Genomic DNA, 13,540 nt, shown 5'->3' with positions numbered 1-13,540 from the left:
GATCGTCGAGAAAGTTAAGCGAGTCGGGATGGCTGGTCTGATCGGCGACGCCATTTACGTGTTCCCATTTTTTACTTAAAGGAAAGATTATGCTGAATAAACACTTACTGCCTTTCGCCTCTTTAGTCGGCATGGCAATGGTGCCGCAGGTGCGAGCCGCGGATCAATATCAAGATAACCGCTGGTATGTTGCGCCGTTTGCAACCTTTATCAACAGCGGTGGCGACAGGCGTGCGAGCGACGGTTGGGGGGGCGGTGTCGGCGTCGGTAAAATCATCGATCAGCATTTTAACGTCGAGATAAAAGGTTTTTATCAAGGCTTTGGCGGCGATAACGGTCCGTGGGATCTGGCCGGCGGGAGTGCCGATGTACAGTACTATTTGTTCCGCGATAAATTCTCGCCTTATGCGGTGGTGGGTTTGGGCGGCATGAACACCTGCGCCTCCGCCAACTGCGGTATCGGTTTTATCGGCGAGGCCGGTATCGGCGCCAGTTATGAGGTTAACGACAATTTGTTGATACGCAGCGATGTGCGTTACCGCTACAACAATAATTTGAACGCCCATGTTCAAGCCGGCACCGACGAATTTCACGACATGACCGTCAATTTAGGCGTGGTGATTCCGTTTGGCGATAAACCCAAATACGCGGCGAAGACTGACACCCGCGCCGCGCCAGTGCCGTTCGCGGTGGCGCCCAAACCCGATTGCAGCACGTCGGATTCCGATGGCGACGGCGTCAACGATTGTCTGGACAAATGCCCCGGGACTATCAAAGGCGCCACGGTCGACATCAAAGGTTGCGCGGTTCGGTTGATACTGAAAGGCCAGCATTTTAAATACGATTCCGCTGAACTCGGCGAAAACGCCAAACAACTGCTGGACGGCGTAGCCAGGGATTTGATCGCGTTTCCGCAGAAAAATGAAATTGAAGTGCAAGGCCATGCCAGTAGCGAAGGTAGTGATTCCTACAATATGAAACTTTCGCAAAGGCGGGCGCATTCGGTTGTTGAATACCTGAAGGCAAAAGGTGTTACCAACCGATTATCCGCAAAGGGCTATGGCGAAACCCGGCCAGTCGGCGACAATGCAACCGAAGCCGGTAAATCGGAAAACAGGCGGGTCGAGTTGATCTGGATCGAAGAGTGATTACCACTTACCTGCTGAAAATCTTGGAAACGGAGCGCGAGCGAAGTGAAGATTTTTAGTTCGAGATAGCCGTAGCGCCGGCCGGATATTCGCAGCGAAGCGCAGAAAACCTGCAAGGCCTCGTGAAACGGCGTCAAATCATGCGAGAGCCAATGTTTCGATCCGCTTGTTGGGTCGAACGAGGCGATGTGCACGAACCGGAGCCGCAGAAGGCGTGAGCGGTCGGGGCGATGTTGCTGATTTTTCCGGGATTCTGCTGGGAAAAATCGGCAAAAAGAAAGCGCGCTATCCCTGCCTGTGGCGCCCCCACCGTTCATCGACGCACGTTACCTTGGCTCAACAGAGCTTAGGTTCTCCCTGCTCGGCGCTAAGACCTTTAGCGCGCCAGTGTAGTAAAAATCTAGTACTGCAAGATGGATACGACATTGATATTGGTCTCGCTGTAGTAGAACTTTAAAATTGCGAGATTTACAAGTTGTTGATTTTATTTTCTAATAAAAGGCGCTAATTGACTGGGAGTAAGTGTCGTGGGTTCTGATGCCTCGGCCCCAACCAATATTTTCAATGACTTACTCGATTTTTTACTGCGCTCTATATTTGAAGTGTCGTATTTCTCTAAACAAGATTTTGCGTTGCCAACATGGGGTTTAAGGTGTTCGCTTGATAGATGCGCATACCTTGCCATATTCAGTTAGCCCATCCTCCCCGTTTTTGCACGACATTTAGCGGTACGGCTTCCGGTTTGAACGGGCTTGCTTAAGTATGACGTATATCGTTCATCTCAATTTCCGTTGATAGCTTGAGTTTCTGAATTGATCAAATCCCGTCTTAATTCCAGATGAAATCAGTGTTCGAATTTGCCGAGCGGTGTCTGTTCGACGCCGATATCGAGCGAAAACTTGCCTTTACCTTCCAGGCCCGCCAACTATTGGCGGAAAATCGGCTGTCGTTTGCGCCGGTCGGCGAGGCATTGCCGATCGCTGCTACGGTCTTCCCCGCAAAACCGGAATTATTGATGCCGCGGGACATGCCGAAACGGCGCTTGGATACCGACGAAGGCAAGGCGGCTTTTTTCCATGCCTTGGCTCATATCGAATTCGTCGCAATCTATCTGGCCTGGGACATTATCTACCGCTTTCGCGGCTTGCCCGACGATTTTTACCGCGATTGGTTGCTGATCGCCGATGAGGAGGCGCAACATTTCCAACTCATCCGCAACCGGCTAAGGCAATTGGGCTGCGATTACGGCGATCTGCCGGCGCACGGAGGCTTGTGGTCTCATGCGGAAGATACTGCAGAAGATATTTTAGCCCGATTGGCGATCGTGCCGCGGTGCATGGAGGCGCGCGGATTGGACGTCACGCCGGGCATGCGCGACAAACTCGCGGCGATGGGCGATGCGGACGGCGCTGCCATATTGGCGCGGGTATATACCGACGAAATCGGCCATGTCGAGCGCGGTTCGTATTGGTTCAAGAGCCTGGCCTGGCAGCAGGGACTGCCCCCCGAGCAGCATTATAAGGATTTGATTTTGGGTTATTACAAGGGGAAACCCAAAGGGCCATTTAACCGAGAAGTGCGTATAATCGCTGGTTTCTCGGATAACGAACTCGACTGGCTGGAGGAAAGGGCGCATGAATAACAAACCGGTTTTTGATTACCCGCTGTTTGCAATGGGCTTTCGCGCTTTTTTCGCGCTGGCGGGTTTATCGGCGCTGGCTTTGATTGCATTATGGAACTCGATGTCCAAAGGCGCTTTGCATATCGACAATTATTTCGCCGGTAGCCTGTGGCATGCGCATGAGATGTTGTTGGGTTACACCGCGGCGGTGATCGCCGGTTTTTTGCTGACCGCCGTCAGAAACTGGACCGGACTGCAAACCGTCAACCCGGACCAATTGGCCTCATTGAGTTTTTTATGGATATACGGCCGGGTATTGCCGTTTTATTCGGGTTTGCTGCCGGACGGATTGATCGCCGTTGTCGATATGCTGTTCCTGCCGGCGGTGGCTTATTTCGTGGCCCGGCCTTTGTTGAAGACTGGCAATTTCAAAAATCTGGTTTTTATCGCTTTATTGCTGTTGCTGACGCTCGGTAACGGCTTGATCCACGCTCAGATTTTGGGTGTGTCGGCAACCAGCGCCGGCTTGGGGTTGACGCTGGTAGTTGCGGTAGTGGTGGCGATGATTTTGGTAATCGCCGGCCGGGTATTTCCGTTTTTTACCGAGCGCGGATTGTCAGGTGTGATTTGCATCCGCAATCCTGCTTTGGACTTGGCTGCGGTCGCTGCCGGCGTGGCGGTATTTGGGTTGCTGATGTTTGACGTCTCCGGTGCGGTGTTGGCGGTTGCGGCAATTGCGGCTCTGGTTATCAATGTGTTGCGGGTGTCCGCTTGGTACAACGCGCGGATCTGGTACGTGCCGTTGTTATGGGTGTTATACATCGGTTACGGTTGGTTAATACTCGGATTCGGCTTGGTGGCCTTGTCGGCATTTGCCTGGGTTCAACCGGTATTGGCACTGCATGCCTTTACGGTCGGCGGTATCGGCGTATTGACGCTGGGGATGATGGCAAGGGTGGCGTTGGGGCATACCGGGCGGGCGCTGAAGGCCTCGAATGTAGTGGCGATTGCGTTTTTACTGTTGAATATCGCGACGCTGTTCAGGGTAATGTTTCCGGCGTTGCTGCCGGCGTGGTACGGCGGCTTTGTCATGATTTCCAGCTACAGCTGGTTGGCGGCGTTTTCGTTATTCGCTTTTTATTATGCGCCGATACTGACATCGCCGCGGATCGACGGTCAACCCGGTTGACAGGCAATAAAAAAGGCGGCTGAAAAGCCGCCTTTTTTGTGGCCGGGGAATTAGTGGGCGCTGTAGTGCGTCTCGATGTAGCGTTCGACTAGTGCTTGGAATTCCTCGGCAATATGGTCGCCTTTCAAGGTCACGGTCTTGACGCCGTCTTCGAATACCGGCGCGACAGGCGACTCCCCGCTACCCGGCAAACTGATGCCAATGTTGGCGTTCTTACTTTCGCCGGGGCCGTTGACGACGCAGCCCATTACTGCGACTTCCATATTTTCCACGCCTTTGTATTTGTCTTTCCAGATTGGCATTTGATCGCGCAGGAAAGCTTGGATATCCTGGGCTAGGCGTTGGAAATAATCGCTGGTGGTACGGCCGCAACCCGGGCAGGCGATGACCATTGGCGTGAACGAACGAAAGCCCATGGTTTGCAAAATTTCCTGAGCGACGATAACCTCTTTCGTACGTGAGGCGCCGGGCTCTGGTGTTAGGGAGACGCGGATGGTGTCGCCGATGCCTTGCTGCATCAATACGCCCAAAGCGGCGGCGGAGGCGACGATGCCTTTCGAGCCCATACCGGCTTCAGTCAAGCCTAAATGCAGGGGGTAGTCGCAACGAGTGGAGATGTCTTGGTAGATACTGATCAACTCCTGCACGTTGCTGATTTTGCAAGACAGCACGATTTTGTCCTTGCCCAGTCCGAGTTCGACCGCTTTGGCGGCGCTTTCTAGTGCCGACAGAATGATCGCTTCCCGAGTAATGGCAGGCAACTCTTTGGGTTGCGCTAGCTGGCGATTTTCGTCCAGCAAGCGGGTCAATACCGCTTGGTCCAGGCTGCCGCCGTTAACGCCGATCCGGACCGGTTTGTTATAGCGAATCGCAAATTCGATCATTTGCTGGAATTGCGGATCGCGAGCTTTGCCTTTGCCGACGTTGCCAGGGTTGATGCGGTACTTGGCAAGGGCTTGAGCGCAGTCCGGGTACTTTTCCAACAGTTTGTGGCCGTTAAAGTGAAAGTCGCCAACAATCGGTACTGAAAAGCCTTTTTGTTCCAGTTGGTTGACGATTTCCGGAACGGCTTTGGCGGCTTCTTCGGTATTGACTGTGACTCTGACGATTTCCGAGCCGGCGGTCGCTAGTTCCATGATTTGTTGAACGCTTCCTGCAACATCAGCTGTATCGGTGTTGGTCATGGATTGAACTACAATCGGCGCGCCGCCGCCGACTTTAACGTTACCTACCAAAACCTGTTGGGTGTGTTTTCTGGGGCTAATCGACATAGAATTGTGTTTTCAGGAGCTCGAGTTGTTTAAAAATACCAAGTAATTCACTTAGGATTAAAATTATACCTCCATAGCCACGGGACGGAAAAATTTTGCGGATAAATTACTTTTCTGATGTGCACTTAGAGTTTGGAGACCAAAGTTTGCCCGACACCGATGCCGATATCGTAGTCGCTGCCGGCGACATCGGTGTTTTCAGCCAAGGCGTGGAATGGTTGAAGGCAATCGGCAAGCCGGTAATTTACGTTGCCGGTAATCATGAATTCTACGGCTACGAGTATCGGCAAACCCTGGAGATGCTGCGGGAACAGTGTGCCAACACCCAAATTCGGTTTCTGGAAAAGGGGCAGTTCGTGTTTCAGGGGGTGCGTTTTCTGGGGTGCACCCTGTGGAGCGATTTGTTCGTCGACGGTTTAGATAAGGCGGAGGCACTTGGTCGGTCGTTGAACGATTTTCGTAAGATCATGTTCGGCGACCAGGCCTTTCGGCCGGAGCAGTTCGTCGAATTGTATCGGGAATCGCGCCTTTGGCTGGAACAGCGGCTGGCTGAACCTTATCCCGGAAGAACAGTGGTAGTGACGCACCATGCGCCGACCGAATGGAGTTGGATCGATTCGCCGAACGTGATCAAAAAAATCGCCTATTGCAACGACCTGAAGCCGCTGTTCCACGAGTACGAAATTGCCGCCTGGTTTCATGGGCATGTGCACAATTTGGGCGACTATCGGATCGCCGACGCCCGGATTTTGAGCAATACCCGCGGGTATTTGGGGCGGAAAACCGTCGCCGGTTTCGACATCAATAAGGTCGTGGAAATTTGATTCCGGTAATCATTTTTCAGACGGTTTGGCAAGCGGCTTTTCCTGGCTTGCGGCTCGGGATTTATCGTTGAGAAAGCCGATAACTTGTGATGTAATGGCAAGGTTTTAAGTTTTCAACTGCTCTCGAGGAATGCTGTGTCCAAGGGGGCTTTTTGCTGAAATTTGTCTGGAGAGCAGGCGTATTAACTATGCAATTTACACTAAAGAAAGGTTTGGATTTGCCCATTACGGGTAAGCCCGAACAGCAAATAAGCGAGGGTAACGCCGTCAAATCGGTCGCGCTGTTGGGCGCCGATTACGTCGGGCTGAAGCCGAAAATGCTGGTCGCGGAAGGGGACAAGGTGAAAGTGGGCCAAGCTCTGTTCGTGGATAAGCAAAATCCCAGCGTAAATTTCACTTCGCCCGGGGCGGGCGTCGTCAAAGCCATCAACCGTGGTGATCGGCGGGTGCTGCAATCTGTGGTGATCGAGTTGAAAGGCGACCAGCACGAAAAGTTCAGCAAGTATGCCGAGTCCGAGTTGGCCGGATTGTCTGCCGAACAAATCAAGCAGAATCTGCAAGCATCAGGCTTGTGGACGTCGTTCGTGACACGTCCTTACGGTAAAGTCCCGGCGGCCGATTCGACGCCGAGTTCTATCTTCGTCACCGCAATCGATACCCGTCCTTTAGCAGCCGATCCGGCGGTAGTGATAGCCGACAGAGCCGGCGATTTCGCCAACGGTTTGACCGTGATTTCGAAACTGGCCGGCAAGACCTATTTGTGTAAAGCCGCCGGCGCCAACATTTCTGCAGTTGCCGGCGTGCAGACCGCTGAGTTTGCCGGCCCGCATCCCGCCGGTTTGCCCAGCACGCACATCCATTTCATCGACCCGGTCAATGTCCACAAATTCGTGTGGCACATCGATTATCAGGCTGTGATTGCTATCGGTGCTCTGTTCACTACTGGTCAGCTGAACGTCGAGCGCGTTGTGTCTCTGGCCGGTCCGACCGTTAAAAAGCCCCGCTTGGTCAAGACCCGAGTTGGCGCTAACTTGTTGGAGCTGGCGGCTGGCGAGTTGGAAGACGGCGAGAATCGCGTCATTTCCGGTTCCGTGCTTTACGGGCACGAAGCTGCGGGGCCGTTTGCCTATCTGAGTACTTATGCACTGCAGGTTTCCGCACTGAAAGAAGGCCGCGACCGCGAATTTTTTGGTTGGATCGTGCCGGGCAAAGACAAATATTCGGCTTTGAACGTCTATGTCTCATCCAAAGATCGTGAATCGGGACGCCTGTTTCCACTGACTACCGATAAAAACGGTAGTAACCGGGCCATTGTCCCGGTCGGAATTTACGAATCCGTCATGCCTCTGGATATTCTGCCGACACCGTTGTTGAAAGCGATTGTCGTCGGCGATACCGATACTGCGCAAGCCCTGGGCTGTTTGGAATTGAACGAGGAAGACGTCTCCCTGTTCACTTTCGTCGATCCCGGTAAACACGATTTTGCGCCGGTGCTCAGAGCAAATTTAACCAAAATCGAGAAGGAAGGATAAATGTCGGCTAGAGACTTATTAGATAGCATAGAGCCGCATTTTACAAAAGGCGGCAAATTCGAAAAGTATTACGGCCTGTACGAGATGGTCGATACTTTCATGTATACCCCGTCCGATGTAACGCGCGGTACTACTCATGTCCGGGACGGTAACGACCTGAAGCGGACCATGACTTTCGTCGTCATCGCCACGGCATTCTGCATTTTGATGGCTTGGTATAACACCGGCTTTCAAGCCAATCTGGCGATGCAGAAAATCGGCGCAACCGATATCGACGGCTGGCGTAGCATTCCGATGGCCTTGTTCGGCTACAACCCTTACAACCCGTTTTCGTGCCTGGTGCACGGTATGTTGTATTTCTTCCCGGTCTATATCGTCACGTTGGCGGTTGGGGGCTTCTGGGAAGTGTTGTTCGCCACCGTACGTAAACACGAAGTCAACGAAGGCTTCCTGGTCTCGTCAATGCTGTATACCTTGATCCTGCCGGCCAGTATTCCGCTGTGGCAAGTGGCCTTGGGCATTTCGTTCGGTATCGTGTTGGGTAAAGAGGTATTCGGCGGTACCGGTAAAAACTTCCTGAATCCGGCACTTACCGGCCGTGCTTTCCTGTTTTTCGCCTATCCTGCTTCAATCTCCGGCGATTCGGTCTGGGTTGCGGTTGACGGCTATAGTGGTGCGACAGCATTGTCTCTGGCTTCGGCCGGCGGATTGGACGCCATCACCGGTAGCTTCGGTTGGTTTCAGTCTTTCCTGGGCTTCATCCCCGGATCGATGGGCGAAACGTCGACTCTGGCTTGTCTGCTGGGTGCTGCGTTCCTGTTGTATACCCGCGTCGCTTCTTACCGCATCATGGGTGGCGTCATGATCGGCATGATCGGCATGTCGACCTTGTTGAACGTGATCGGCAGCGACACCAACCCGATGTTCGCGATTCCCTGGTACTGGCACATGGTATTGGGCGGTTTTGCCTTCGGTACCGTTTATATGGCTACTGATCCGGTTTCTGCAGCCAATACCGATATCGGTCGCTGGATCTACGGCGTGCTGATCGGCGTCATGATCATCATTATCCGCGTAATCAACCCGGCCTTTCCGGAAGGCGTCATGCTGGCGATTCTGTTCTCCAATATGTTCGCACCATTGATTGATTATTTTGTGATTCAAGCGAATATCAGAAGAAGGATCAAACGTCATGCCTAATGCCGAAAACAAGACCAATAACTTTAACGAGCAGTTGTGTAAGTACTACGCGCAGTTCCGGGTTTATGCCGACCGCATCCTGGCATTAAGCAACGATAGTCTGGAAAAAACGGTTAACGTCGCGCTGGCGCTGTGTTTGGTCTGCGCGGTTTTGGTATCGATAGCCACCGTGGCGTTGCGGCCTTTGCAGTCCCATAACAAGGCCCTGGACATGAAGAAGAATATTCTGGATGTTGCAGGCTTGCTGGAAGACGGTACCGATATCGACCAAGCTTTCAGAGAACGGATCGAAGCTAAATTGGTCGACATTGCGACCGGCGAATACGTGGACGGTAACGTCGACGAATACGACCAACGCAAAGCTGCCAAGGATCCTGCGCAAAACGAAGTGATTCCGCCGGAAAAAGACATCGCCAGCATCCGTACCAAAGCCAAGCTGGCTAAGGTATTCCTGGTCAAGAACGGCGATAAGTTGCAATCCATTATTTTGCCGATCAACGGTTACGGTTTGTGGTCGACCATGTACGGTTTCCTCGCTTTGGATGCTGACGGCCAAACCGTGCAAAGCATCAACCTGTACGACCAAGGCGAAACTCCGGGTCTGGGCGGCGAAGTGGTTAATCCGAACTGGCGTGCGCTGTGGAAAGGCAAGAAAGTTTACGGTGACAGTGGCGAAGTGGCTTTGACCTTGGTTAAAGGCACGGTCGACAATAGCCGTCCGGATGCTGCGACCAAGGTCGACGGTTTGGCCGGTGCGACTTTGACCAGCCGCGGCGTCAGCAATCTGATCCTGTACTGGATGGGGCCGGAAGGTTTTGCGCCTTACCTGAACAAAATCAAAGCAAACGGTTAGGAGTCGTCATGGACAAAGAAACCAAAAAAGTATTATTTGAACCGTTGGTCGATAACAACCCCATCACCTTGCAGGTGTTGGGGGTTTGCTCGGCGTTGGCGGTGACCTCGCAAATGTCGACCTCGTTGATCATGGCGTTGGCTCTGACTTCGGTTACAGCCTGCTCCAGTGCGGCGATTAGTGCCGTGCGCCAGCACACGCCGAGCAGCATCCGGATTATCGTGCAGATGATTATCATCGCTTCGCTGGTAATCGTGGTCGACCAGTTGCTGAAAGCCTTCGCGTTCGATGTCAGCAAAAAACTGTCGGTATTCGTCGGTTTGATCATCACCAACTGTATCGTGATGGGTCGCGCCGAAGCGTACGCGATGAAAAATCCGCCGCTGCAAAGCTTTATCGATGGTATCGGCAACGGCGCCGGCTACAGCTTGATTCTGATTCTGGTGGCGCTGGTGCGCGAAACTCTGGGATCGGGCAAGTTGTTGGGCATCGAAATTCTGCCGCTGGTCAAAGACGGCGGCTGGTACGTGCCGAACGGCTTGATGCTGTTGCCGCCCAGCGCTTTCTTCGTTATCGGCTTGATTATTTGGGCCTTCCGTACCTGGAAACCCAAACAAGTCGAACACAATGAGTTCAAAATCATGGCTATTGCTCACGGTGAAGGAGGGCATCACTAATGGACGCCTATATCGCATTATTTGTTAAAGCGGTTTTCATTGAAAACCTGGCTCTGTCGTTCTTCCTGGGTATGTGTACCTTCTTGGCCGTGTCCAAGAAAATAGCCACCGCCATGGGGTTGGGCATTGCGGTAATGGTCGTGCAAACCTTGACCGTACCGGCCAACCAGTTCATCTATCAAACTTTGTTGAAAGAAGATGCCTTGGCTTGGCTGGGTATCACCGGCGTGGATTTGAGCTTTTTGAGCTTGCTGAGCTGTATCGGTATGATCGCCGCGATCGTGCAAATTCTGGAAATGTTCCTGGATAAGTTCGTACCGGCTTTGTACAACGCGCTGGGTATCTTCCTGCCTTTGATTACCGTTAACTGCGCTATTCTGGCCGGTAGTTTGTTCATGATCGAACGCGACTACAATTTCGGCGAGAGTGTGGTTTACGGTATCGGTTCCGGTTTTGGTTGGGCGTTGGCTATCACTTTGATGGCCGGTGTTCGCGAGAAACTGAAATACAGCGATGTGCCTGCCGCGCTGCAAGGCCTGGGCATCACCTTCATCACAGCAGGCTTGATGTCCTTGGGCTTCATGGCTTTCTCTGGAATTCAATTGTAAAAGGGTATCGTAATGCTAGAAATTGCATTAGGTGTTATTTTCTTCACGGCTATCGTGATTGCGCTGGTGTTCCTGATCATCGGCGCGAAAAACAAACTGGTGGCCGCCGGGGATGTGGAAATTCTGATCAATAACGAGAAGAAGATTCACGTGCCGGCCGGTTCCAAATTATTGAATGCGTTGTCCGACAACCAGTTATTCGTATCGTCGGCTTGTGGCGGTGGCGGTTCTTGTGGTCAGTGCAAGGTAAAAGTGCATAGCGGCGGTGGCGATATTCTGCCAACTGAGTTGTCGCACATCACCAAGCGTGAAGCGGCCCACGGCGAGCGCCTGGCTTGTCAGGTCGCGGTGAAAACCAATATGGCGGTCGAGGTCGAAGACAGCGTATTCGGCGTCAAAAAGTGGCTTTGCACCGTCAAATCTAACGACAACGTCGCGACCTTCATTAAGGAACTGGTATTGCAATTGCCGGAAGGCGAAGCGATCAACTATCGCGCCGGCGGTTACATTCAAATCGAGTGTCCGCCGCACGTTTCCAAATATGCGGATATGGATGTTGCTGACGAGTACCGGCCGGATTGGGATAAATTCAATCTGTGGCGCTATGTGTCGGATGTAAAAGAACCGACTTTGCGCGCCTACTCGATGGCTTCCTATCCGGAAGAGAAAGAAATTATGCTGAACGTGCGTATCGCCACGCCGCCGCCAAGTGCGCCGGAAGGCGTGCCGCCCGGCATCATGTCTTCGTTCATCTTCAACCTGAAACCGGGCGACCAAGTTTGGGTATCGGGTCCGTACGGCGAATTTTTCGCCAAAGATACCGACGCCGAAATGGTCTTCATCGGCGGCGGTGCCGGTATGGCGCCAATGCGTTCGCATATTTTCGATCAATTGCGCAGATTGAAGTCGAATCGCAAAATTACTTTCTGGTACGGTGCGCGTAGCAAACGCGAAATGTTCTACGTTGAAGATTTCGACATGCTGCAAGCCGAGAACGAAAACTTCAAATGGCACGTGGCATTGTCCGATCCGCTGCCGGAAGACAATTGGAAAGGCTATACCGGCTTCATCCACAACGTTCTGTACGAAGAGTTCTTGAAAAACCATCCGGCCCCGGAAGACTGTGAGTATTACATGTGCGGTCCACCGATCATGAACTCCTCGGTGATCAATATGCTGGTGGCTAACGGCGTCGACAGAGAAAACATTTTCTTGGACGACTTCGGCGGCTAACCGCAGATTGATCGGGTAGACAAAAACGGGGGGCGATTAGGGTCGTCCCTCGTTTTTTCGTTTCTAAGGCTTATATAACTGGACAATCGATATGGGTTATTTTCTTGCGACGTTTTTATTCATGCTGGTCGTGATCGCTATCATGGCGGTTGGGGTCATTTTCGGCCGAAACGCGATCAAAGGTTCCTGCGGCGGGACAGGTAACTGTATTTGTACCGAGAAGTGCGATAAAAGAAAGAAGTTTGAGGCTCAACAAGCGCAAGCGGCCCCCGCCGAACATTCTTGAACGGCGATGCGGTTAGCAAAAGCTGGAAGCCCCGGTCAAGGCGAGATAACCTTGCGGAAAGTCAAATTGATTCGGCCGCTGTCAAGTCCGGAATCCGGCGGTAAGCTATGCTTCCAATCGCGTTGAAATTCGGGATGCATAATCAGCAATGCACCGTCGGCCAATTTAACCTCGCCTTGCTGATCGAGTTTTTTATGGCGAAACGCAAAGTTGCGCGCCGTACCGAACGTTAAAGAGGCGATAAAGGGTCGCTCTCCCAGTTCCGGCTCGTCGTCGGCGTGCCAGCCCACATAATCGTTGCCGTCGCGGTAGAGGTTGGCCAATACCGAATTAAACGAAATATTCAGATAAGCTTCGACTCGTTGCCTGATCTCGACTAGAAGCGGCGTCCATGCTCGGGTTTCCAACAGATTGTAACGGTAACTGTAACGAATGCCCGAGTCGGCATGCCAGGTTTGTAAGCGCGGTAGCGCAAAACGGCGTCCGCCGACGGTGTAGACGTTGACCGGCCAATCGTGGTCGAGCATGAAACGCCGGTAAATCTCCTCGCATTCAGCCTTTGCGTAAAACCGCTCGATAATTTGCAGACTGCCGTTCGCATCCATAACAGGCTATGCCTGATATTGCCGAATATAACTCGCCAATACGCTATCCATCGTTGCTACGTGTACGGCGAACCATCCCGGCAAGCGCTCCCGGACAAAGGCGCGGCCGAACCCGACTAGTCCCTTATCGACTCTGGCTTGAAATTGTTTGAATTCGGACAATACTCGTTGATGTTCGCTTTTGTGTTCGCTTTCCGCCGGAAATCCGCATTGTGCCATCAATTGGTTTTCGCGTTCGAAGTGTGCCACTACGTGTTCGTGTAACAGCCGAAACAGTTGTGCAAACTCGGGGTTGTCTGCCTTTTCCAATTGATTGACAAGCTGAATAAATTCGACGTGATCGTCGTCGATCACGTCGTTTCCGGTTGCGGAAATCGTAGCTTCATCGATTAATGTCATTGTTGATTGTCCGAAGCGAAATATCAGCCTTTGTCTGAAAAAGGCTTGAGTTAGATTAGCAGTAATGATGCCAATGCTGAACATGCCGTAGCGC

The 13,540-nt window shown here is 52.5% G+C and carries 14 protein-coding genes; 11 read left to right on the top strand and 3 right to left on the bottom strand.

Translation table 11 applies throughout. From position 1 onward, the window contains the following. The first annotated feature begins 89 nt into the window (after window positions 1–89). The 3 genes from ACH518_RS15865 to ACH518_RS15855 all read left to right on the top strand — a co-directional run bounded on the left by ACH518_RS15865 (window position 90) and on the right by ACH518_RS15855 (window position 3,958). Window positions 90–1,148: an OmpA family protein gene (locus ACH518_RS15865; RefSeq protein ID WP_445370796.1), complete on the top strand. Its 1,059-nt coding sequence runs from the start codon at window positions 90–92 to the stop codon at window positions 1,146–1,148. Window positions 1,149–1,986: 838 nt separating this feature from the next. Then, complete coding sequence (locus tag ACH518_RS15860) at window positions 1,987–2,790, top strand: ferritin-like domain-containing protein (protein ID WP_445370795.1); 804 nt, start codon at window positions 1,987–1,989, stop codon at window positions 2,788–2,790. Next, window positions 2,783–3,958, top strand: coding sequence for an NnrS family protein (locus ACH518_RS15855; RefSeq protein ID WP_445370794.1), 1,176 nt, complete (start codon window positions 2,783–2,785; stop codon window positions 3,956–3,958). Before ACH518_RS15860 ends, ACH518_RS15855 begins: the two co-directional genes overlap by 8 nt. Before the next feature lie 50 nt (window positions 3,959–4,008). On the opposite strand, the gene ispG is transcribed toward ACH518_RS15855, so the two are convergent. Continuing rightward, window positions 4,009–5,229, bottom strand: coding sequence for a flavodoxin-dependent (E)-4-hydroxy-3-methylbut-2-enyl-diphosphate synthase (gene ispG, locus ACH518_RS15850; RefSeq protein ID WP_445370793.1), 1,221 nt, complete (start codon window positions 5,227–5,229; stop codon window positions 4,009–4,011). 95 nt (window positions 5,230–5,324) lie between these two features. Between ispG and ACH518_RS15845 the strand changes: the two genes are divergently transcribed. From ACH518_RS15845 to nqrM, 8 genes are all read left to right on the top strand, one after another. Then, the gene (locus tag ACH518_RS15845) at window positions 5,325–6,053 is read left to right on the top strand and encodes a metallophosphoesterase (protein WP_445370792.1); all 729 of its coding nucleotides are present in this window, start codon (window positions 5,325–5,327) and stop codon (window positions 6,051–6,053) included. Window positions 6,054–6,241: 188 nt separating this feature from the next. Next, the gene (locus tag ACH518_RS15840) at window positions 6,242–7,585 is read left to right on the top strand and encodes a Na(+)-translocating NADH-quinone reductase subunit A (protein ID WP_140913987.1); all 1,344 of its coding nucleotides are present in this window, start codon (window positions 6,242–6,244) and stop codon (window positions 7,583–7,585) included. Next, window positions 7,586–8,785: an NADH:ubiquinone reductase (Na(+)-transporting) subunit B gene (locus ACH518_RS15835; RefSeq protein WP_140913988.1), complete on the top strand. Its 1,200-nt coding sequence runs from the start codon at window positions 7,586–7,588 to the stop codon at window positions 8,783–8,785. Further along, a complete protein-coding gene (locus ACH518_RS15830) occupies window positions 8,778–9,638 on the top strand; it encodes a Na(+)-translocating NADH-quinone reductase subunit C (protein WP_140913989.1) in 861 nt (286 codons plus the stop codon). The genes ACH518_RS15835 and ACH518_RS15830 overlap by 8 nt, the downstream gene beginning before the upstream one ends. An 8-nt stretch (window positions 9,639–9,646) precedes the next feature. Continuing rightward, the gene (locus ACH518_RS15825) at window positions 9,647–10,315 is read left to right on the top strand and encodes an NADH:ubiquinone reductase (Na(+)-transporting) subunit D (RefSeq protein WP_054759006.1); all 669 of its coding nucleotides are present in this window, start codon (window positions 9,647–9,649) and stop codon (window positions 10,313–10,315) included. Continuing rightward, on the top strand, window positions 10,315–10,923 hold the full coding sequence (gene nqrE / locus ACH518_RS15820; protein ID WP_140913990.1) for an NADH:ubiquinone reductase (Na(+)-transporting) subunit E: 609 nt from the start codon (window positions 10,315–10,317) through the stop codon (window positions 10,921–10,923). The genes ACH518_RS15825 and nqrE overlap by 1 nt, the downstream gene beginning before the upstream one ends. A gap of 12 nt (window positions 10,924–10,935) precedes the next feature. Beyond that, window positions 10,936–12,156: an NADH:ubiquinone reductase (Na(+)-transporting) subunit F gene (gene nqrF, locus ACH518_RS15815; RefSeq protein WP_445370791.1), complete on the top strand. Its 1,221-nt coding sequence runs from the start codon at window positions 10,936–10,938 to the stop codon at window positions 12,154–12,156. 91 nt (window positions 12,157–12,247) lie between these two features. Beyond that, window positions 12,248–12,442, top strand: a complete 195-nt coding sequence (gene nqrM / locus ACH518_RS15810; protein WP_140913992.1) for a (Na+)-NQR maturation NqrM — start codon at window positions 12,248–12,250, stop codon at window positions 12,440–12,442. Between the two features lie 35 nt (window positions 12,443–12,477). Here nqrM and ACH518_RS15805 read toward each other — a convergent pair whose 3' ends face one another. Then, window positions 12,478–13,047, bottom strand: coding sequence for an alpha-ketoglutarate-dependent dioxygenase AlkB family protein (locus ACH518_RS15805; RefSeq protein ID WP_445370790.1), 570 nt, complete (start codon window positions 13,045–13,047; stop codon window positions 12,478–12,480). 6 nt (window positions 13,048–13,053) lie between these two features. Further along, window positions 13,054–13,446: a bacteriohemerythrin gene (locus ACH518_RS15800; RefSeq protein ID WP_445370789.1), complete on the bottom strand. Its 393-nt coding sequence runs from the start codon at window positions 13,444–13,446 to the stop codon at window positions 13,054–13,056. Between the last annotated feature and the right edge of the window lie 94 nt (window positions 13,447–13,540).

This window comes from Methylomonas sp. HW2-6, assembly GCF_052474525.1.
The sequence above is the reverse complement of the archived record's forward strand: the minus strand, read 5'-3'. Positions and strand labels throughout refer to the sequence as shown.

Bases quoted from the DNA above. Each gene is read 5' to 3' on its own strand.
- ACH518_RS15865 (WP_445370796.1), top strand. From the start codon at position 90: ATGCTGAATAAACACTTACTGCCTTTCGCCTCTTTAGTCGGCATGGCA.
- ACH518_RS15860 (WP_445370795.1), top strand. From the start codon at position 1,987: ATGAAATCAGTGTTCGAATTTGCCGAGCGGTGTCTGTTCGACGCCGAT.
- ACH518_RS15855 (WP_445370794.1), top strand. From the start codon at position 2,783: ATGAATAACAAACCGGTTTTTGATTACCCGCTGTTTGCAATGGGCTTT.
- ispG (WP_445370793.1), bottom strand. From the start codon at position 5,229: ATGTCGATTAGCCCCAGAAAACACACCCAACAGGTTTTGGTAGGTAAC.
- ACH518_RS15840 (WP_140913987.1), top strand. From the start codon at position 6,242: ATGCAATTTACACTAAAGAAAGGTTTGGATTTGCCCATTACGGGTAAG.
- ACH518_RS15835 (WP_140913988.1), top strand. From the start codon at position 7,586: ATGTCGGCTAGAGACTTATTAGATAGCATAGAGCCGCATTTTACAAAA.
- ACH518_RS15830 (WP_140913989.1), top strand. From the start codon at position 8,778: ATGCCTAATGCCGAAAACAAGACCAATAACTTTAACGAGCAGTTGTGT.
- ACH518_RS15825 (WP_054759006.1), top strand. From the start codon at position 9,647: ATGGACAAAGAAACCAAAAAAGTATTATTTGAACCGTTGGTCGATAAC.
- nqrE (WP_140913990.1), top strand. From the start codon at position 10,315: ATGGACGCCTATATCGCATTATTTGTTAAAGCGGTTTTCATTGAAAAC.
- nqrF (WP_445370791.1), top strand. From the start codon at position 10,936: ATGCTAGAAATTGCATTAGGTGTTATTTTCTTCACGGCTATCGTGATT.
- nqrM (WP_140913992.1), top strand. From the start codon at position 12,248: ATGGGTTATTTTCTTGCGACGTTTTTATTCATGCTGGTCGTGATCGCT.
- ACH518_RS15805 (WP_445370790.1), bottom strand. From the start codon at position 13,047: ATGGATGCGAACGGCAGTCTGCAAATTATCGAGCGGTTTTACGCAAAG.
- ACH518_RS15800 (WP_445370789.1), bottom strand. From the start codon at position 13,446: ATGACATTAATCGATGAAGCTACGATTTCCGCAACCGGAAACGACGTG.